The sequence below is a fragment of the Cytophagales bacterium genome, from assembly GCA_033344775.1.
Classification (GTDB): Bacteria; Bacteroidota; Bacteroidia; order Cytophagales; family Cyclobacteriaceae; genus JAWPMT01.
Window position 1 is genome coordinate 336,498 of record JAWPMT010000001.1, and the last position, 21,407, is coordinate 357,904.

Consider the following 21,407-nt stretch of genomic DNA (forward strand, 5'->3'; position numbering starts at 1 on the left):
ATCTTGTCTTGATTACTAAAGGCATTGTCAGATGATCTAAAACGGATATTTTCATAAGATTCGGTTATTATTTATGTTATTGGTTGCACGGACTGTGAATCACTTCTGCATTGCTCAGGAACCACCCTACTAATCAAGAGAAGTTGCGGGATTTCAGGTTTTTGTGAATAAAAATGACCTTCCGCAGCACGAGGCTCCGATAAACAGTGCCATCCAATTTATCGAAAGAAACTCGAAGAGATAAAGGCATTAGGATTACAGCCATCAGTCGAGAGGCAATTCTTGTCGATCATTTTTTTTTTAGAGTGGAATAAAGGCTCCCACGGTACGGCGGTCTATAATCGAAGTGCCTATGTCCTACAAACACTCAATCAATCCAGGGAGAAGTGGAAAGCAGTTGAAATCCATCATGGTCAGGAACTTCCTGAAAAATGACACCTCCCGCCAACTTTATTTGCATTTTCATGAATTGGCACATGGCTATCATGATCGACTTGGAAAACTTGAACAGGGCATGATCACCCACGCTTATCAAAATGCGATGCAACTCGGATTATATGATCGAATGGCCCTCAATCAGTTTGGTGAGCGTGGATATCCCTATGCACGTGCGGATGAGCGGGAATACTTCGCAGAACTGTCTGTGGCTTTCCTGGCAAAAAACACCACCTATCCTTTTATAGCTACTAAACTGGAAGTGCATGACCCAGTAGGTTATCGCATGTTGACCACTCTATGGCGTTTCAAAATTCCGAGGGATTAACACCAAAAATCAAGGTCCATTCAGATCATCGGAGACATTGTGTCGCTCAATTTGATAAATTCAATCAATGTAATAATCTTCGCGCATGGAAATTTTGGGAATCGACATTGGTGGCACAGGAATTAAAGGCGCCATCATTGATACCATCACGGGGGAAATGAAGACCGACAGGTTACGCATCCCTACCCCTCAACCGGCCACCCCTCAAGCCATGATGGAAACGGTGGCAACACTAACCAAAGAATTCAATTGGAGTGGATACATCGGAGCAGGATTCCCTGCAGCGATCAAACACAACATAGTGAAAACGGCATCCAATATTGATAAATCGTGGATCGGACTGAATGCAGCGAAAGAAATCGAAAAGGTAACTGGCTGTAAAGCAACCGTGGTAAATGATGTAGATGCAGCGGGTTATGCCGAAGTGAATTTCGGTGCAGGGAAAGGTGAAAAAGGTACGGTGATTGTAGCTGCTTTTGGAACAGGTATCGGTACAGCCATATTTACGGAAGGTATCCTTCTACCTAATACCGAACTTGGACATCTCAGAATGAAGGGAATGATTGCCGAGCACTATACCTCCAACTCTGCCAGGGAGAAAGAAGAAATGAGTTGGGATAAGTTTGGCAGACGAGTTAATCGATACCTCAGCCGATTAGAATTCCTGTTTTGGCCAGACTTGATCGTACTTGGTGGTGGTGTTTCCAAAAAATATGACCTGTACAGTCATATGTTCGAACTTGAAACTAAGGTCAAACCGGCTAAATTGAAGAATCAGGCGGGTATTGTAGGAGCCGCTATGGCCGCCAGGCATGAGTTTATCGACAAGGGATATTGAACCTACCCCAACTGCGTACATCCTAAAATCACGCCTTTGGCGGAGTTATGAGGAGTTGTGTTTCCTGAATTTTGATTGTATAAAAATCAAACACATACAATCATGCAAACGATCAAATTTTCAGACGCTCTTACGCTTGAAGTAACATCAGCAGACAATCAACTTACTGTTTTTCTTGACGCAGATGTTCCGGGTGGTGCACTAGTCTATAAAGCATATGACCACTATGCTTCAGGATTTGCACCAAGCTTTACTGACAAGATTGACCTGACTGACGCAGCCAATCAAATGCTCGTTGCTGAAAGTTCTTTAAAATTAACACTTGTTGGTTCTAACTATGCGGGTGGTGGTCAGCTGAGCTTCAAAGTTTCCGGTGATAGTGAGTTTACGGTTAACGAAAACCTGGCAACCGACACTTCGAAGCAATGGGCAGTTGAAATTCAGAAAGGGTAAATAACCTTCAAAGAGAACTGGCTTTCAGTATTTCGCTGGAAGCCTTTTTACTTCTTCGCTGGTTTCAAATCCCAGTCCTTGAACATCGGAGCCCTTCCAATTACAGAGCAAATCGGGCATTCATTTGGATTGTGGCCTCTGGCCGGACAATACTCTCGTCCAAAAAAGATGATCTGCAAGTGAAGCTTATTCCATAATTCTCTAGGAAACAATCGCTTACAATCTTTCTCGGTTTGTTGTACATTCTTACCATTGGACAATCCCCATCGATAGATCAATCGGTGAATGTGCGTATCGACTGGAAAAGCAGGTACCCCAAAAGCCTGCGACATCACCACGGAAGCAGTCTTATGACCCACCGCAGGAAGTCGTTCCAGTGCCTCCATATCTTCAGGAACCTCACCATAGTGCTCTTCGATCAGGATCTGCGACAATTCTGAAATCCCTTTTGACTTCATAGGGCTCAGGCCACAAGGTTTGATGATGGCCTTGATCTCTTCCACTGGCACCTTCGCCATATCGTAGGGGTTATCGGCTACGGCAAATAGATCCGGAGTAGTTTTATTGACCCGTTCATCTGTACATTGCGCAGACAGCAATACGGCCACCAACAGCGTATAAGGACTGTAATGATCGAGCGGAACAGGAACTTTCGGATATAATTCCTCTAACTTATTAATAACAAATGCAACCTTTTCCTGTTTGGTCATAGGCATTCAATCACCACTCCGTGTGGAATATCCCTTCTTTATCCGTTCGTTCGTAAGTATGTGACCCAAAATGATCTCGTTGTGCCTGCACCAGATTGAGTGGCAATCTACCAGTGGTGAACGACTGTAAGTAATGAAGGCTTGTTCCTAGGGTCATCACTGGAATATTATGAGTAATGGCATAAGCCACCACTTCTTTGAAGTCTTCCAGGCCACCTTTCACACCCGAGGCAAAATCTTCGTCCAACAGCAGATTGCTCAAACCGGGTGTGGCTTTATAAGCATTCATCATGTCCTCCAAAATAGCTGAACGAATGATGCAGCCACCTCTCCAGATTTTGGAAATAGTTGCCAAATCCAGGTCGTAATTATATTCTTCGGAAGCCGCTGCCAGTTGTGCCATTCCCTGTGCATAGGCGACAATAAAGGACACGTACAAGGCACTTTCAATTTGATCTACTGTCAGTAGACCTCCCGTTTTTCCTTTGTTCCCGTAAATCTCCTGGGCTTTTACCCGATCATCTTTTAACGCAGACAATCCGCGCATCGTCACTGCTGCATCTATGCTTGGTACAGCTGTTCCCAGGTCCATGGCATTTTGAGATGTCCACTTACCTGTCCCTTTTTGTTTGGCTTTGTCCAGAATTTTATCAACCAGATCTCCTGGCCCTTCCTCATCCTTCTTGGTGAAGATATCAGCAGTGATTTCCATCAGAAATGACTGTAAACGACCTTTATTCCATTGATCAAAGATCTCATGTAGTTCGGCATTGGATTTACCTAATCCTGTTTTCATCAGGTCATAGACCTCTGCGATCAATTGCATCATGGCATATTCGATGCCATTATGGACCATTTTCACATAGTTTCCTGCAGACCCATTGCCCATGAATGCCACACAAGGCTCTCCATTCACCTTGGCAGCTGCTGCCTCAAAGATGGGTTTGACCAGTTCGTAAGATTCGGCAGCACCTCCCGGCATCATACTCGGTCCGAATCTCGCTCCTTTAGCACCACCTGATACGCCTGAACCCATGAAGTGTATTCCTTTCTCTTTCAGCTCGTTAAATCTGCGATCTGTATCTGCGAAAAATGAATTACCCCCATCAACGATCAAATCCCCTTCAGACAGGTGAGGCAACAGGTCTTCAATCACAGCATCCACCACTTTTCCGGCAGGAACCAGCAACATGATCTTGCGAGGAGTACTTAATGAACTTACAAATTCACTTTTATCTGTAGTTCCTGTCACTACCTTACCCGCTCCTTCGCTTTTCAGCGCAGCTACCGAATCGGGGTTGGTATCTAAACCAATGGCACTGAAATCATGGTCAGCCACATTCAAAATGAAATTTCTGCCCATCACACCGAGCCCAACAAGTCCAAAGTCGTACGTCATAATCTTGTGTAAGAGAAACCAATCTAAAGAGATATGATTTCAGGTTGAAGTTTAATCTCATTGCTGGAACTAAAAACCATGAAACTGCCCTATCTTAGTTGGTCGGGATCATTGCATCGCTTTTGAAATTCCTGCGCACAAATAACTTGATATCATACCTAAAATCATAACCAAATGAAAAAAATCGAAAACCAGGTATTGACAATTTTCGGAGCTTCCGGGGATCTGACTGCCAGAAAACTTATACCTGCAGTTTTCAATTTGTTCAAGGGCAAGATGCTCCCTGAGCGATTTACGATTCTGGGAATAGGCCGAACTTCCTTTGAAAATGAGGATTACAGGCAAAAGGTAGTTTTCGAAAATGATTTCCTCCAGAAAGAGGGTGTCTCTGACGAAGACCTTAAAGTCTTTGCAGGTATGATCCAGTACCTGACACTAAAAAATCGGGAACCTGAAGCTTTTCAGGCGTTGAAAGCACGACTGGATGACATAGATGCCACTCAAAGTACTGATGGCAATTATATCTTTTATCTGAGCACCCCACCCAGCTTATATGCGGAGATTGCCAAAGGCCTCGCCTCCGTAGGACTGAATAAGGAAAAACAATCCTGGCGACACCTGATCATTGAAAAACCTTTCGGCTACAGCTTGTCTACGGCCAAAGAGTTGAATAAGGAGCTGAAGAAATGCTTCAAGGAAAAGCAGATCTACCGCATTGATCATTACCTTGGCAAGGAGACCGTGCAAAACCTGTTTGTCATGCGATTTGCGAACAGCATCTTCGAACCGCTTTGGAACAGGAACTATATCCATCGGGTGGAGATCACCAATGCAGAAAGTGTTGGTGTAGAAAAGCGCGGTGGCTATTATGATGGCTCAGGAGCATTGAGAGATATGTTACAGAATCACTTATTACAACTGATCTCTCTTGTGGCCATGGAACCACCGGTAAGAGTGGATGCTGATTCCATTCGAAATGAAAAGTTGAAACTCTTTGAATCTCTTCGCCCTATGAGCCCGGAAGACATCCGAAACAATGTGATCCGTGGACAATACATAGGATCAGACATCAAAGGAGATCATGTTCCCGGCTATCGCGAAGAAGAAGGAGTCAATCCGGACTCAAGAACAGAAACCTTTGTCGCCATGAAGTTCTTCATTGACAACTGGCGCTGGGCCGATGTTCCGTTTTATATCCGAACTGGCAAACGACTGCCTACTCGAGTATCAGAGGTAGTTATCCATTTCAAACCCAATCATTATCACTTGTTTGGACAGTCAGACATCAACAATTCCCAAAACATGCTGGTCCTGCGTATTCAGCCTAATGAAGGCATTTTGATGAAGGTAGGATTAAAGGTTCCGGGTGCAGGATTTCATGTAGAAAATGTGAACATGGACTTCCTTTATGATGATTTGGCGGATGCTTACGTACCGGAAGCCTACGAAAGACTGCTCATGGATGCCATGCAGGGAGACGCCACCTTATACGCCCGTGGTGACAGTGTCGAAGCAGCCTGGGCCTTTGTCGATCCGATTTTAGAAGCCTGGAAAAATGATCCAACTATCCCGATCTATGGATATCCCGCAGGCACCTGGGGACCTGAAAATGCCGATGACCTGATCGAAGGTGATCGAATGAATTGGCGAAATCCATGCAAGAATTTGACGAATGATGGTAATTTTTGCGAGCTATGACGAAAGACATCAAAGTATTTGACGATAACCCCGCTGTAGCTCAGGCCTTCGCCACATTTTTAGTGGAATTTACTACTGGTAGGGACAAAACCACGATCGCACTTTCAGGAGGTTCCACACCAAAGCTTTTGTTCGATATCCTGGCAAAGCAGTATGCGGATAAAATCGATTGGCAAAGCATCCATTTCTTTTGGGGTGATGAACGCTGTGTTCCTCCGGACGATGCAGATAGCAACTTTGGCATGACCAAATCACTGCTATTTGATCACGTCAATATAGACAACAAGAAAATTCACCGCGTATTGGGTGAAACCGAACCTGAAGCTGAGGCTAAACGATACGGAGAAGTACTTTCGGAAGTTTGTACTGAGGTGAATGGACTCCCTTCAGTAGATCTAATGATCCTGGGTATGGGTGATGATGGTCATACGGCATCTATTTTCCCGCATCAGATGGAATTACTGACTGCTCCTGAGTCTTGCGCCATTGCTGAACACCCCACTTCCGGCCAAAAACGCGTCACCATCAATGGCCCTGTTTTGAATAATTCAGGAACGGTGGCTTTTTTGGTTACCGGTGAAAAGAAAGCAGACAAAGTAAGCAGAGCATTGGATGCTTCAGCTGATCACAGTGATATCCCGGCAGCCCATGTCACAGGTCAGGAACAACTGTGGTTTTTGGATAAAGGAGCTGCTTCCTTGTTATCATAGTTCTTACCAATTCAATATTCTTTTAATTTGCCAGACAGTATGCCTATACCGGCTTGAGAAAATAGTATGACCCAAAAAATCAAGAAAATTTTAGTTGCCAACCGTGGTGAGATTGCACTGCGAATCATGAGAAGTGCCAAAAGCGCAGGCATCAACACCGTTGCCGTTTACAGTGAAGCCGATGAACAGGCGCCATTTGCACGGTTTGCAGATGAACGTGTTTGTATTGGCCCACCCCCTTCTTCCGAATCGTACCTCCAAATTGATAAGATCATTGAAGTCTGCAAAGATTTGAATGTAGATGCCATTCACCCCGGTTACGGATTCCTATCAGAGAATGCCGCTTTTGCAGGTGCATTGGAAGAGGCTGGCATCAATTTCATTGGTCCGTCGGCAGCAGCCATTCAAACCATGGGTGATAAGATTTCCGCTAAACAGGCAGTAGGCAGTTTTGGAGTCCCGCTAGTACCTGGAATGGACAAACCCATCGAAGACGTGGCCGAAGCTCGCAAGATCGCGACAGACATTGGTTATCCGGTTCTGGTAAAAGCCAGTGCTGGTGGCGGTGGAAAAGGGATGCGAATCGTTCACAATGATGAAGATTTCGAAGGGGAAATGGAACGTGCCATGAGTGAGGCATTGAATGCTTTTGGTAATGGTGCTGTATTTGTTGAAAAATTCATCTCCGCTCCTAAACACATCGAAGTTCAGATCATCGGCGATAAGCATGGAAATCTGGTTCACTTGTTCGAAAGGGATTGCAGTGTTCAACGACGACACCAAAAGGTGGTAGAAGAAGCCCCCTCGCCTATCCTCAATCATGAGGAACGCATGAAAATCGGTGAGGCCGCATTGAACGTTGCCCGTGCCTGTGACTACTATAATGCCGGCACAGTGGAATTCATCATGGATTCCGACAAAGAATTTTACTTCCTGGAAATGAACACCAGACTTCAGGTTGAGCACCCTGTAACCGAGCAGATTACTGGTGTGGATCTGGTACAGGAACAAATCCGTGTAGCAGAAGGTCTGCCTTTGTCCTTCAAGCAGGAAGACCTGGAAGTCAATGGTCATAGCATCGAGATCCGGGTATATGCTGAAGACCCAAAGAATAACTTCGCTCCATCTATTGGAAATCTGGAGGTCTACAGACGCCCGGAAGGTGAAGGAGTACGTCTGGACGATGGGTATGAGCAAGGACAAGAAATTCCTATTTATTATGATCCCATGATCGCCAAATTGGTGGCCACTGGTAAGAATCGAAATGAAGCCATTGCACGGTTGTTGCAAGCCATCAGGGATTATCGCATTATTGGGGTAAAAACGACCCTTCCTTTCTGTGAATTTGTCTTGCAACATGAAGACTTCCTTTCTGGTAATTTCACGACAAAATTTGTGGAGCAATACTTCACGCCGGAGGTTTTGGAAACGGACCCGGACCCTGCACAGATTGAAGCAGTCTTGTCTGTTATTGCATTCATGGACCAGTCGAATCAACAAAAACTGACACCAACGGTGCCTGTCAGCAGCTCAAATTGGAAAACTCGCCTGCGTAATTGATATGGCTGATATCTTGCCATTCCGAGCCTGGCGGTACAATGATGAGCTCAGTAGATCCATTGAAAACCTGACCTCTCCTTTGTTTGATGTCGTTTCATCTCGACAAAGGGCAGCACTGTACGAAAACAAGATCAATAGCGTGCATCTCTCCGTCCCTAATGGTGAAGATCCTGCAAAACTTGCAGAAGAAACCCTTGATCAATGGAAAAAAGATGGCACCTTGAAGCAAGATCATGTTCCAGGGATTTATGTGTATTTCCAAAAATTCGCTTTACCCGGAAGGGATCATGTCTACGTTAGAAAAGGATTTATCTGTAATATCAGGATTCATGACTGGAACGAAAATGTGATTTTAAGGCACGAAAACACTATGCCACATTCGGTCAGTGATCGGCAATCCATATTGGCAAGTACAGGATTGAATGTAAGCCCCACTCACGGATTGTATACCGATACAGCACATGAGATTGAGGCTTTGCTGGATGAAAGCATGCAAAATCCTATTTATGAGGTAGAAGATTATCAGGGAGTGACTGATAGTCTGGGTGTGATTCAGGACAGTGCGGCTATCCGGAAGATCATGTCAGTCATTCGAGACAAGCAGATCATTCTTGCCGATGGTCATCATCGATATGAAGGGTCACTGGCTCATTACAAACAGATGCGACAGAATAACCCGGATCATACAGGCGAAGAAGGATATAATTTTCATATGATGTACCTCACCAACACGGAGGCGCACGATCTTAGAATTCTTCCAACTCACCGCCTGATTAAGGGTAAGCCTATCAATGAGGAAAAATTCCTGGGTCAATTACAGGAAGATTTCATTGTCAAGCCCGTCGAAAACCCATTTGATATCAATGAAATCATTCTCGGCAAGCAATGGGCTTTTGGTCTGCTGATCAACAACAATGCCTACAAGATCCGGTTGAAGCCTGATCAGATCCATCAGATGAGCTGGAATTTTCCCAGCGAAGTGAAAGAGCTTGACCTCACCGTCATGCATTACTTCATCTTTGAAAAGATCCTGAGGATTCCAGGAATAGAACAACGATCTGCCAGGGAAATTAGCTTCGAAAGAAGTTTTCCAGCTTGTTTACAGGAAGTTGTTTCAGGACAGGCTGACTTTGCGATCATTACGAAAGACATTTCTATTGACACAGTCAAGCAAGTATGTTACAGTGGCTACACCATGCCACAGAAGTCTACTTACTTCTATCCAAAGGTGATTTGCGGCTTTTTATTCGGTTCAATCTTAGACCATGAGTTCCATTCCCCGTTTGATTCTAGCTTCTAATTCTCCCCGACGAAAACAATTATTGTCGGAGTTGGGGTACGAATTCACTGTTCGAACCTGTCCTGTGGATGAAGATTTCCCCGATGACATGCCAGCAGGTGAAGTTGCTGAATTTCTGGCCAGGAAGAAAAACAAAGCCAATCGAGCAATAGCCTCAGAAAATGAAGTGGCCATCACTGCAGATACTGTCGTAATCCGAGGGCAAGACATCCTGAACAAACCTGCCGATGCACAAGAAGCCTATGACATGATCAAAAGCCTGTCAGGCAGATCACACGAAGTAGTCACAGGTGTTTGTATTTCAGATAGCGAGCAATCAAAAAGCTTCTCAGTGAAGACCGTCGTTCACTTTGCTGAATTGACCGACGATGAAATTCACCACTACATCAATGTTGCCAGGCCCTTCGACAAAGCCGGGGCATACGGTATTCAGGAATGGATAGGGATGATCGGTGTTACACGGATCGAAGGCTCCTACTCCAATGTGGTAGGGTTGCCTACAAGGGAAGTCTATGAAGGGTTGAGAGATTTTATGCCGTAAGCATTGGATGTAGGGAGAAGGTTATTCCAACCTTTGAATAAATATCAACAGGAGTTGATTCTTTGACTTCCTTCAAATATGCTATTTAAGAGACAACAAGGCTGTGATACCTCCCAAATACCATCACAAAAAGCTTATTCCCTTTGAAGGTCATTTATCCTATCGGTACGCACCCAATGAACTTCTCCATCAGTTACTCCATTCCAGCCACTTCCCGGTGGATCACTGTGTCTTTTAGTAAAGAAAAAATACTTACCATCTGGTGACAGATACGGGCAGAAATAGATCCAATCCTCCATAAGCGCTGTTCCCAGATCAAAATGAACCGGTATTTGCCAGGTGCCATTTTCCTTGAATGATACGGCGAAACCAGGTTCTTTCGTATAGGTGTTTGAAGTAATCAAGAGGCTTTCATCAGCTGATACATACGTGCCTCGCTCACTAATTTCAGTATTCACCTTAGGACCAATATTAACAGGAGTATCAAACTGTCCGTCACCCAAATATTGTGCTCGGTAAATATCTCGTTTTCCTAAACCACCAGGCCGATCTGAGGTAAAGTACAAACTTCCGTCTGCAACTACTACGGGGTAAGATTCTGCGAATTCATCGGTGGATACTGGATATCCTACCTTGGAGGCCAGCTGCCATGTTCCATTAACCTTCTGGCTTTTATAGATGTCTGGTTTCGCCCCTTTAAGTTGATCTTCAGGACTAATGCCAAGAAAGTACATGGTTTTGCCGTCAATCGTGATCGATGGATCAATGGCCACCGAATGAGCATCCTGATTGGCAAACATCTGAATGGGTAGTGCATCAGTCCATTTTCCAGCTGATAATTCCGAATGATGAATGATAAAGCTTCCATTAACAATTCTGGTGAAAAACAATTCCGTATAAGAATGGTTAAAAACTGAATTGATCTCAATGCTGTCCGTATTTACAAGAGACGGAGCGAACAATTCAGGTGTTACTCCCGGAAGATTTTGAACGGAATAGAGATTATTGGCACTATTCGGTTTACAGTTTTGTAAGACCATAACCAGCGCCAATTTGAAATAAAATATGCTTTTCATGATGACTGACTATATACGTTCAAATGGATTCCTGGTATGATAAAATGCTCAGAATGTTTGATCATAGGTAAGAAAGCTCAAGCGCATGATCATAAAGTCCACTTTGCCACTGATGCTTATTTCAATTTGTAGAAGCAGGCACATAGTTGTATTCCAGGTTCCTCGCCACAGCTTCCGCCCACCCCACCCCCAGGATTTTCGAGATCAGGTGCAGTGATGCATCAATACCAGCGGAAACACCCGCCGAAGTAATCACTTTCCCATTATCCACAAAGCGGACCTTATCCTGGACATTAATCGTGGGGTATTTGCTCTGCAACAGGTCCAAACCCGCACGATGAGTAGTAGCCTCCAGACCATTGAGCATGTCTGCTTCAGCCAGGATAAAGGCACCCGTACAAACAGAAAAGACATGATCCGCAGGTTCGGAGTTCTGCATGATCCAATATTGCGTTTGTTCATTGATCGTGTTCCACATGCCCCCTGGGATAATAATGATATCTGGTGCAGGCGCGTTTGATATTTCATACTGTGGGATGACGGTTAGGTTTGGCATAGTAATGACCGGTTCCAATGTCTCAGCAACCGTATACACATTGAAATTTTCACCAGCCGAAGTGAATACATCGTACGGTCCTGCATAGTCCAGCACCTGCGCATGATAATACAGCAGAATAGCGACGTTCATGGGCTCCTTCAGGTTCCTGAGTGCCTTAGAGGGTTCGGTAACCGCTTCCAGCTTCATGCCACAGCTGGGACACTTCCCTGGTTGATCAAAGTGTTCATGATCTGAATCACAGCCACAAGGTGCGCACTGGTACACGGTAACAATGGCTATCTGCGCTACACTTTGAAGTGGGATAGTCAAGCATATTGCCGAAAGGATGATAAATAGGAATTTTCTCATGCCTTTTGCCTTAATAGTTTTCTGCACCTGATGCTCCAGGCCTAGCTTGTCGATTGATAACTTCAACAATGATGTCAGCAAGTTGTTGGGGCTGTTCCGAGGTAGTCATATGTCCTCCAGGCACTTTTCGAACAGAAAGCCCTTGAGCCGCCAATCGCTTTTTCGCTGCATCAATCTGTTTGTATTCAAATGGGTCTTGCTCACTTCCGACCACATAAAATTTCACCGCAAGACTAAGTGCATGATAAAGACGAGCCAGGTCCCATCGCTTTGCATTTTGCTTATGTTCGTCCACAAATCTCGCTGCGTTGCTCATGAATACTGCCCCATTGCGGCGACTGATAGCATCAAATACCTCTCCCAATTCTGCCTGACTCACTCCATATTCAGGGGACCAGAGTCCCTTCATCATTAAATCGAATACCTTCCTGTTTTTTCCTGCCATTCTTGCCCCCATTTTTCCTATAGCAGTCTTTAGTAATGGGGTAGTCATTAATGGGTGTGAATGAGCATCTGCGAATAAGCCACCGTTGATCATTAAGACCCCAGATATTTTTGTTTTAAGCTGGTTATTCAGCACTGATCGTTCTTCTTGTCTGCACAATAGTTCCATGGCTACCAATGACGAATAATCAAAGGTCACCAGGAAGGTTTCTTTGATCTCATTCGCCTTCCATTGTGCCTCCACCAGGTCGGCCCGTTCATAAGTACTGTACGCATAGTCCTCTGGTTTGTCAGAATCGCCCTGCCCGATGTATTCCACGAACAGCTGCGGGTTGCTAATTCCGATTTCGTGCAACTCTTGGTCTACGCGAGACCAGCCAAAAGAACCATCGGGAAATCCAGGTAAGAAAGATATCCAGTTAGTCTCGTTGCTTTCCTTATTGTTTACCTTGCTGAATACGTGAACGTGACCCAATTGGCCATACGATGGCTTTGATGGCTCGATAAGCTCCTTGTCTTTCAATGAATAAATGTTGCGCGTCCCACTGGCAAACCATTCTGCTGCGGTCGCGAGTTTTCCATTTGAGAGTTTTGTTTTCATGTCAATTTCATTTTGATATTACAATGAAACGACCCCTGAGACGGCTAAACTTTTAGGATAAGCTCGATTAATTGCGGGATTGGCCCAATCGGTAAGATTTTGGAGAAACGTTGAACCTGGACTTGAACGAGTTGGAGAAATGTGCCAAATCATTGAATTGACAATCCAGGGCAATGTGACTGATTTGCTCAGTGGTTTTGGCCAGCAACTCAGCCGCATGATCCAGTCTTCTATTTTTGATGTAATTCGCCGGACTATCGTCGAACACGTTTCTGAATGTCCTTTTGAAGGATGCCAAACTATGATTGGTCAGCTCCGCCAGGTCGTTTACGGTGAGTGGGCTGAAAATGTGAGTTTCAATCACCTGTCGAAAGTCGAACTCCTTTGGGGAAAACAGATTACTCATGATCTGATGGACCTGCCCTGAAGCTTTTGATTTTAGCAGTAAAACGATAATCTCTCTGAATCTCAGCATCAATAACTCCTCATTGACCAACTCCCGGTGAGCAAAGAGGAATTGCATGTCTTCCATGAACCGGTGAATCAGCTCGTCGGCATGAATGAGGGTCATATTTTTATCGGAGCCAGTATTATCCTCGTTTTGAAGAAAGGACGGCAGTTCTTTTTCGTAGATTTTCTTCAGTACATCAGGATGAAAATGAACCGCAATAAGCCCACTGGTCCCGGATTTGGAATTGGGTTTCAGGTCATAGAAATAATTGCCGCACTTCATCAGCACACCTTCATTTTGAGCTACACTGAAGCGATCGTCTTCCGAATATGAATCGTTCACTCCTTCGAAAATGTGCAAGTAGCAAGCTTCATTTGGCAATGGATTGAAATGCTTAAACGGCGGGGTAACCACCGCCAGTTCGAAAGCTTTCTTACCGTATAATTCAAATACTTTATGTTCAATGACCATCCTTAAAGGGGATTATCTGGTAGACGCCCTATCGCACCTTAACCCAAATGATACAATTGGCATAATTACCCAACGAGAAGACGAAAGCGAGACTCTGTCTCGGTTTAACAAAAATGATCATTTCCAAACAAGCGCCATCCGGTCCAGGAATAAAATTGCGAGTCAGTAGATGTCCAGGTCGCAATTACAAAAGTAAAACGCACTTTCTGAGAAAGTTTTTTTCCGCTGATCTACAGCTCGTTCAGCATACCTGTTTCTACATCGTACAGTAAGCCGTATATTTCTAATTCCGGTGAAATCCTTTCTGAATTTTTCAACTTCGAAATGTCATCTTTCATCGCTGAGGTATGATCGTGAATGGCCAATGCGTCGAGTGTTTCTTTATCAATACCCAGTTGGGCACTCAGGCCTTCCTGAATCTTCGGGTTGGCAAGTTTTTCATACCCACAGTCTGTATGATGGATAATCATAAAAGACAATCCGTCGAATTGATCACCAGCGATTTTTGATGCCAATGTCCAAAGTATGGCCAGGTCGCGTTCGACTTCATCGGTCACCCTCGCCCCCGGATTTCTCATCACGATCGCATCTCCCAACTCCAAACCAAGGAAGTGCGCCGGGACTATTCTGGCATCGATACAGGTGAGTATCACCGTATTAAATTTTGGGTTCATTGGTATCCCCGCTTGATAAGTTCGTACATAGGTTTCATTTCGTTCTTTGAGAATTGCTAAATCATTCATGGTTCTATTTTTTTTGTTTTCATGGGTATGACTGTCCTGACCCCATGCAATAAATGCGTTTACACATATCAGGGCAATCATGACTCCTTTCAAGATGTGATTACTCATAAATCAATCTTTAATTGGTACACACAAACTAACGCTTCGCATTCGTGGCGTTTTTGAAGGATTGGCTCTTACTGTTGTGATTTTAGCTCGAGGGCGGTGTTCATCTATAGATCGAAAGAACGTTTGAACGAAGAGTTGTCCAGCACCCTTAATAGCTTGTCTTTCAAGACCACATTGTCATTATAGGGAGTGTCTTGAAAAAGATAAGCATATTGTTTGTCCAGCTGATTTTCCATACTTGTTTCTGTTTCAGGGACCTGCTGGCGAATTTTTTCTTTGAAGTCGCTATAAAATAGAAAATTGGACGGATTGACAATGCCCTGATCAATGAATGCCCTTGCTTTCTTATTACACCGACAAGGATTCTGTTGGTTGATCAGCCCACATTTCTCGCTCATGAATTGCAGGAGCTGGTGCCTGGCCCGACTAAGTTTCTGACGAAAGTTTTCCTTCGATATGGAAAGGATTTCCGCTGCAATCAGGTGATCCAGCTCGAAGATCTCTCCAAGAACGTAAATTAAGCGCTGTTCTCTAGAAAGGCACATGAGCATCCCCGCCGTGCAACTGTATTTGACTTCTTTTAGTATGACTTGTTTTTCCGGGTTAATTTGTGTTCCGGAGTAATCACTATCAGGCATTCTGTCCAATGCTTTCCCATACTCCTCAAATGTCCCGATCAGGGCTTCACAATGCTTTTTGTTCATGTTGAGAATGTGGTTGGTGACAATTTTATATAGCCAGGTCCTAAAGGCAGCGTCACCTCGAAACTTCGCCAGGTTGGTGATGAGTTTAATGATGATTTCCTGGGTGATGTCCTCGGCATCCGCCTTCTCCATCACCATCTTGAAGGCCACGTTGTAAATGAACTGATAGTGCTTATTGATCAGTTTCTCCAACGCCTTTTTGTCTCCGGAAAGTGCAGAAGACCTTAAAGCAAGGTCTTCTGCATCATCGTGATTTTTACCAAAAGGTGATTTCATTCCTCTATTTTCTTGAAAAATTCCATCACCACTTCTTTCTCCATGTCAAAATTTACCACAAAGTCTGCGAAAAGTTGATGCGACTCAATTTCTTTCTGAGCGACGCCACACGATTCGTAGTTCCCCCAATGGGCCAAATCAATGATCAACTCTGGTTCTTTGATCGATCTGACCGTATGGACGTTTTTGAAATCATCATAGTTAGTGCCAATGTGATCCATCAACAAGTCTCTGCTATGGACATAAGATTCAAACGAACCTGATTGGATATAGAAAGAGGCAAATTCTAAAATATCTCCCTCCATTAATTCGTGGTATCGATCCTCGGAAATTGATTGAACATGATCGAAAAATTTCATATCCTCAATGGAGCTCAGGAAGATGCTGACCTCTGGATCAGATTCAAAACGAATTTGCGCTTTCTTCGCCTGTTCAAGTGACTCCCAGCTCACTATATCAAGATAGTATCGGTCTTTTAAGATGGATTTGTACCTGGAGGATCTAAGGTACCCATCAAATGTCTTAAGATAATCGTGTGCTTCAGCACTCACCTCTTGAAAGTTTTCATGACTGTTGTCCTTCACCTGGTAAAGGGCAACCTCTAATACCGGATTTGATTCCATTCCTTTCTGATCTTCATTATTTCCCAAAAACCGCTCAGCATGATCTGCTGACCATGATACCTCTGCTATAAGCAGCAAGGCCATCATCATTGTGATTGTTTTCATGATTTATTTATTTGCCACGTTAGACCATTGAGAAGTACAGGTGTGACAAAACTTTTTCAGAAAGAGGAATTTTTCCTGGCAGTCTCAAATCATGAAATAATGTAAGGAAAGATCATCGTCTCAAATCCACCAAAAGCGAAGAGCTCATCCGGAGCAATCGGCTAACACCCAAATTGCTATTTTACAACTTTCGTTTCACTACTCAGAACATCTCCATAGGCATTTACTACCTGCCAATAGTACTTTCCGGGTGTTAATGAATAGGTTGTATTTATGCCCCAATGGTTGTATAAAGGGATTGCAGCATACTTTGCAGACTGCCATTCGTCAAGCACATAAAGCATCGTTAGCATGGTATCTCCTTCTCTAATAGGGGTCGGAATAGCGCTTGGTTGCACTTCTATGTCAATGGATTTTGCATCCGGCCATGAATAATTCGTTGGGGTGGGTACTCCCATGTAAAAATCTGTGGTGATCGATCTATGAGGCTTCATATTGGAACTCGCCGATAAAATGGGTTGAAGTGGCTCATGCAGTGTCAGGTAAAACTGATCAATTGTCACCGGATCAATTCCAAAGTTCTCCTTTAGTTGGGCTGCCATTCGGTTGCCGTTCTCATCAATATGGCCAAGTCCTGCATAGACCAAAATTTTTGCCTCCGAATCTTTGGCGATGGTCGCTTGATAAAGATTACTTGCCTGGCCAAATTCTCGCTCCTGCGATGGAAGGGATTCGTAAGCAATTAGGTCGAAGCCAAGTTCCGACGCTTTCCTTATGACATGTCCCAATGAAGGTTCTTTCACATAAAAGCCGGAAGAATCAACGGGATAACCTCTGTCATTGAGCAATGAGTCTTTTTGCCAAATGGCCTCCATGGCCAGGTATTTGAAACCTTGTTCTTTGAATAGAGGTAACCACCTCATCAAGCTCATTCGATGACTTCTGTCCCAATGTAGCTCATTTAGCATGACAACCTGTGCTGTGTCAGCGATGACGGTGAGTGCTCCCTCAAGTTGATCAGCTTCCCACGGATCTTGATAAAACAGGCTATCTAGATTTGACCTCCAATGCTGTTCATAGCTATTCTCTAAGCTGTCATACCAGGGGTGGTCAATCACTAAACTGGTTGCCGTTAAGATACTTTGCAAATACAGCTGTTGCTGTCTGTTTGTCTGGTAATTGTCAGCCCGTGATGATAGGGTCGTTATGACATCCAGGTATTTTCCCGCACTGGCTTCATTTAACTTCTCGAATAGTAGTGTAAATGGGCTTTCAGGTACGTGAGGTTCGTAGTTTTCGTCAGTTTCTATGCTTTTAATGATCCCTTCAAAGTCAGCAGACATATTACTGAGTTTACTACGATCCGTAAAACCAATCAGTAAATAATCATGCAGTGGCGTCATTTTCATCATGGCCAATGCTCCATTGGTTTCAAAGCGTTGAAGAAAATAGTCAGAGACTTGTTCCCAATGCTCGTCACTAGGATCAATAGTCTCCTTGGGCAATTGTAGCATCACAAACTGGTAGTAAGGAGCAAAATCCGTGTGACCGTGAAGGAGGTACCATGCGGGTTCAAGACCTTTAAAAGAATGATTCTTTAGGGACCTTACCCTTTTGACATACTGAGACAAACTATCCTGACGTAATTCACAATCCCCAGGGAAAACTGCCGAAATCTGCAATGAATCATTGAGGTAGTAAGAATTGAATTCGTGAATGCTTCGATTGGCATTGATAGAAGGATAAAACTTCATAGAACAACCCACAACAAACAACATGGATGTCAACAATAAATTCCTCATTTGGCAAACATAATTATAAACTAAGCTTTTAGTTATAAGTATTACCTATTCAGTTTCGAGAGTTTATGAAATTAATAGAAGAGCTGATCAAATGTTGATTTTGTTTGATTATGTGGATATCAAAACAAAATCATGTCGGATGTCTATATGAACAACGTCATACCACCTGATTTTATTGAGTAACCAGTACTAACAAAAAAAGGCCACCCTCGCGGGCAGCCTTCCTATATTCGATTGAGTTGATCTACTCTTCGGAATCTTCTTCTTCGTCATCGTCTTCACCGGCATCCTGATCTTCAACGGCTTCTCCGTCCTTCAATCGCTTGGATACGGCAAGGAATGGACCGGAAATGACCTGATCACCATCTGAAATCCCATCGATGATCTCTATGCGGTCAAAATCGCTGATCCCCGTAGTAACCAGGGTGCGCCTTGCCTCACCATCCCGGAAAACGAATACTACTTCCTCGGCTTCCTTATTGTCAGCCAGTGTAGTCTCATCATCCTCTTCTTCACCATCTTCTCCGTACTCATTATCCTCTCCGATCACTCGTGTAGTTACGGCAGACAAAGGCACAGTAAGGATATCTTTCTTGGTTGTCGTGATGATATCGACACTAGCCGTCATCCCAGGTCGAAAAGGGTATTTATTTCCTTCAGTAACCAAATCTGCATACGATGAATTTAAGATCTTCATCCGCACCTCAAACTCCGTCACAGCATCTGCTGAAACCTTGTCGTTGGCTGTGTTTGCAATCTGAGTGACTGTCCCTTTGAATTCCTTGTCCTGATAAGAATAAGAATCCACATCAATCACCGTCTCATTGCCGATAGCAAGTTTAATGATGTCATTTTCATTGACATCTACCCGAACTTCCATATTCGAGAGATCAGCAATTCTAAGGATCTCAGTTCCCTGGAACTGGGAAGTACCCAATACGGTCTCGCCCTTTTCTACATTCAGTTTTGACACGATACCGGTCATAGGAGCAGTTATAGAAGTCCTACGTAAGTTTTCCTGGGCTTCATCCAACGTTGCTCTTGAACTGGCTACGATAAAGCCAGCTGCTTCAACACTGGTTTTTGCAGATTCCAGGTCTTGTACCGCAATCTCATAGTTGGCTTCCGCCAATTGATAATCTGCTTCGGAAATCACTTTCTCTCCAAAGAGTTTCTTCTGACGGTTGAATTCCTGCTCCGATCTGCGTTGGCTCGCTTTTGCCCGGGCCAGACGTGCTTTTGAATCGGCCTGATTGGCCAACTGCTGGTTCAGGTTAGCTCGTGCTCTTTCAACACCTGCAATAAAGTTATCAGGATTGATCTTGAGCAAGTCCTGACCTTCTCTGACCGAGTCACCTTCCTCAACATACAATTCAATGATCTCACCTGAAACTTCCGGTGTTATATTTACTTCGATCACCGGCTGAACAGTGCCTGATGCACTGACTTTCTCAATGATGGTCGCTTTTTCTGCTACAGCGATCTCCACCTTGGTGGAAGGCTCACCTCCTACCCATCCCTGGTTCTTTCCTACGGCTGCAAAAACCAGGAGAAGGGCGACTACACCAAGAAGGATATAAATGATTCGGTTGCTAGATTTTTTCTTCTTTGCCATTACTCAAACGATAGAGGTTTACCCTGATACAGGTCTAATACTTTCTTTTTAAATACAAAATCATACTTGGCCCGGACTAAGTCACTTTTGGCCTGGAAAAGGTTGTTGCTCGCTACTTGATAATCAGTAAAATTCGCGGCGCCCAGATTATACTGATTTTCTATGGAGCGAAATGTTTCTTCCAGTGCTTCAACCTGTCTCAGAGAGGCAGTATAAGTTTTGGAAGCGGCTACCGCGTTGGTATAAATGGTCTCTACTTGCTGACGCAATACATTTCTTGCCTGCAAAGAACCGATCTCAGCCTGTTGCAACTGAACTTTCGCTCTTTGTATGCTGCTATGGGTATTCAAGCCATTGAATATTGGAATAGATATGCCCACGCCCAGATTCCAGCTCAGGTTATCGTCGAATTGTTCAGTGTAACCCACTTTTTCGAATGTTCCACCAGGGTTCAAAGGAAAAATGGCTTCTCCTGAAGCGGTAACAGCACTGGTCGGATTGTCACTTACGCTAAATGTACCATCAGAAACAAATCGTTGATCTCTGGCATCAGAATAGTTCGTGGAAAAACCACCTCCGACACTCACCGTTGGTACGATGCCGCCCTGGGCTACTTTCACACCTAGTTGTGCAGATTCAACCAAAAGATCAGCACTTTTGATTTCGGGCATGACCTGCTCGGCTACTCCATAAGCCGTTTCCGAAGACATGCTCAAGTCTGGGTTTTCGATCTGTTGAAACTCCGGGATCTCTAATTCAATTTCATCGGAAGTCGGAATCAGCATGGCTTGTTTGAGGTTCAACATGGAGATATCCAGGTTGTTCTGTGCATTGACAAGGGCTACCTCATTACTCGCTACCTGACTGGCTAATTCTAACTGATTAGTAATCGGCAAAGCCCCAGATTCTACCAAGATTCTCGTTCGATCCAATTGCGTTCGACTATTATCCAGTTGATACTGGGCATTGGCCAACAATTCTTCGTTTAGGATTACTCCAAGAAATAAGTTGGCAATATTGATGATCAGATCATTCTGAGCCCTTGATAAGTCAGATTCGGAGGCTTCAATATTCACTCGGTTTTGTTTGACTGTATTGAATTGTCTAAGTCCATTATAGACCACCATGTTCGAATTTCCATTCAGACCTGATGATGTAATTCTTTGCGAAATGAACTGGTTGGAAGTCGGATCAATGGAACGTCCCCAGTTGAATCCATAACTCCAGTTGAGATTCGCATTGGGAAGCCGTGAATATTGGGATTGTTTAAGATTGATTTCGTTACTGGTTAGGTCCAGGTTCGCCCTTTTGATGTCCAGGTTGTTTTCCATCGCAATTTCCAGACACTTTTGCACGGTAAGTGTGCGAGGTGACTGGGCGTAAATTGAAAAACACAGCAGTACAGCAAACGCGGTAGTAAAAATTCCCTTCATTTTGTGAGTTGAGTTTTCTGATTTGAGGTTGCTATATAGGCATACCCATTTTTTCAAAAAAGGTTTTGTTTTTTAT

General features: G+C 44.0%; 20 protein-coding genes. 8 read left to right on the forward strand and 12 right to left on the reverse strand.

The features are described 5' to 3' along the window. Window positions 1-352: 352 nt before the first annotated feature. The 3 genes from R8G66_01475 (at window position 353) to R8G66_01485 (ending at window position 2,054) form a co-directional block, all read left to right on the forward strand. A complete protein-coding gene (locus R8G66_01475; protein MDW3190993.1) occupies window positions 353-763 on the forward strand; it encodes a hypothetical protein in 411 nt (136 codons plus the stop codon). A gap of 85 nt (window positions 764-848) precedes the next feature. Further along, on the forward strand, window positions 849-1,601 hold the full coding sequence (locus tag R8G66_01480; protein MDW3190994.1) for an ROK family protein: 753 nt from the start codon (window positions 849-851) through the stop codon (window positions 1,599-1,601). Between the two features lie 102 nt (window positions 1,602-1,703). Next, window positions 1,704-2,054 (forward strand): hypothetical protein, encoded by a 351-nt coding sequence (locus R8G66_01485; protein ID MDW3190995.1) that lies wholly within the window; start codon window positions 1,704-1,706, stop codon window positions 2,052-2,054. A gap of 47 nt (window positions 2,055-2,101) precedes the next feature. Here R8G66_01485 and nth read toward each other — a convergent pair whose 3' ends face one another. Together nth and gndA are read right to left on the reverse strand one after the other, a co-directional pair. Beyond that, window positions 2,102-2,764, reverse strand: a complete 663-nt coding sequence (nth, locus tag R8G66_01490) for an endonuclease III (protein ID MDW3190996.1) — start codon at window positions 2,762-2,764, stop codon at window positions 2,102-2,104. A 10-nt stretch (window positions 2,765-2,774) separates the two neighbouring features. Next, complete coding sequence (gene gndA, locus R8G66_01495; GenBank protein ID MDW3190997.1) at window positions 2,775-4,163, reverse strand: NADP-dependent phosphogluconate dehydrogenase; 1,389 nt, start codon at window positions 4,161-4,163, stop codon at window positions 2,775-2,777. A gap of 174 nt (window positions 4,164-4,337) precedes the next feature. Here gndA and zwf point away from each other — a divergent pair, with 174 nt between their 5' ends. From zwf to R8G66_01520, 5 genes are all read left to right on the forward strand, one after another. Beyond that, the gene (gene zwf / locus R8G66_01500) at window positions 4,338-5,861 is read left to right on the forward strand and encodes a glucose-6-phosphate dehydrogenase (protein MDW3190998.1); all 1,524 of its coding nucleotides are present in this window, start codon (window positions 4,338-4,340) and stop codon (window positions 5,859-5,861) included. Then, window positions 5,858-6,571, forward strand: coding sequence for a 6-phosphogluconolactonase (pgl, locus tag R8G66_01505; GenBank protein MDW3190999.1), 714 nt, complete (start codon window positions 5,858-5,860; stop codon window positions 6,569-6,571). The genes zwf and pgl overlap by 4 nt, the downstream gene beginning before the upstream one ends. Window positions 6,572-6,637: 66 nt before the next feature. Beyond that, a complete protein-coding gene (locus R8G66_01510) occupies window positions 6,638-8,131 on the forward strand; it encodes an acetyl-CoA carboxylase biotin carboxylase subunit (protein ID MDW3191000.1) in 1,494 nt (497 codons plus the stop codon). 1 nt (window position 8,132) lies between these two features. After that, complete coding sequence (locus R8G66_01515) at window positions 8,133-9,431, forward strand: DUF1015 domain-containing protein (GenBank protein ID MDW3191001.1); 1,299 nt, start codon at window positions 8,133-8,135, stop codon at window positions 9,429-9,431. Further along, a complete protein-coding gene (locus R8G66_01520) occupies window positions 9,397-9,972 on the forward strand; it encodes a Maf family nucleotide pyrophosphatase (GenBank protein ID MDW3191002.1) in 576 nt (191 codons plus the stop codon). Before R8G66_01515 ends, R8G66_01520 begins: the two co-directional genes overlap by 35 nt. Window positions 9,973-10,106: 134 nt before the next feature. On the opposite strand, the gene R8G66_01525 is transcribed toward R8G66_01520, so the two are convergent. From R8G66_01525 to R8G66_01570, 10 genes are all read right to left on the reverse strand, one after another. Continuing rightward, window positions 10,107-11,048: a hypothetical protein gene (locus R8G66_01525; protein MDW3191003.1), complete on the reverse strand. Its 942-nt coding sequence runs from the start codon at window positions 11,046-11,048 to the stop codon at window positions 10,107-10,109. Between the two features lie 121 nt (window positions 11,049-11,169). After that, entirely contained in the window at window positions 11,170-11,955 is a 786-nt protein-coding gene (locus R8G66_01530) for a DJ-1/PfpI family protein (protein MDW3191004.1), read from the reverse strand. A gap of 10 nt (window positions 11,956-11,965) precedes the next feature. Further along, window positions 11,966-13,000, reverse strand: a complete 1,035-nt coding sequence (locus R8G66_01535; protein MDW3191005.1) for an alpha/beta hydrolase — start codon at window positions 12,998-13,000, stop codon at window positions 11,966-11,968. 67 nt (window positions 13,001-13,067) lie between these two features. Further along, on the reverse strand, window positions 13,068-13,922 hold the full coding sequence (locus R8G66_01540; GenBank protein ID MDW3191006.1) for a helix-turn-helix transcriptional regulator: 855 nt from the start codon (window positions 13,920-13,922) through the stop codon (window positions 13,068-13,070). Between the two features lie 230 nt (window positions 13,923-14,152). After that, window positions 14,153-14,773 (reverse strand): carbonic anhydrase, encoded by a 621-nt coding sequence (locus tag R8G66_01545; protein ID MDW3191007.1) that lies wholly within the window; start codon window positions 14,771-14,773, stop codon window positions 14,153-14,155. Between the two features lie 104 nt (window positions 14,774-14,877). After that, window positions 14,878-15,753, reverse strand: coding sequence for an RNA polymerase sigma factor (locus R8G66_01550; protein MDW3191008.1), 876 nt, complete (start codon window positions 15,751-15,753; stop codon window positions 14,878-14,880). Next, on the reverse strand, window positions 15,750-16,481 hold the full coding sequence (locus R8G66_01555; protein ID MDW3191009.1) for a hypothetical protein: 732 nt from the start codon (window positions 16,479-16,481) through the stop codon (window positions 15,750-15,752). Before R8G66_01555 ends, R8G66_01550 begins: the two co-directional genes overlap by 4 nt. A gap of 176 nt (window positions 16,482-16,657) precedes the next feature. Further along, entirely contained in the window at window positions 16,658-18,283 is a 1,626-nt protein-coding gene (locus R8G66_01560) for a hypothetical protein (protein MDW3191010.1), read from the reverse strand. Between the two features lie 244 nt (window positions 18,284-18,527). After that, window positions 18,528-19,898: an efflux RND transporter periplasmic adaptor subunit gene (locus tag R8G66_01565; protein ID MDW3191011.1), complete on the reverse strand. Its 1,371-nt coding sequence runs from the start codon at window positions 19,896-19,898 to the stop codon at window positions 18,528-18,530. Then, window positions 19,898-21,331, reverse strand: a complete 1,434-nt coding sequence (locus R8G66_01570; GenBank protein ID MDW3191012.1) for a TolC family protein — start codon at window positions 21,329-21,331, stop codon at window positions 19,898-19,900. Before R8G66_01570 ends, R8G66_01565 begins: the two co-directional genes overlap by 1 nt. Window positions 21,332-21,407: the final 76 nt, after the last annotated feature.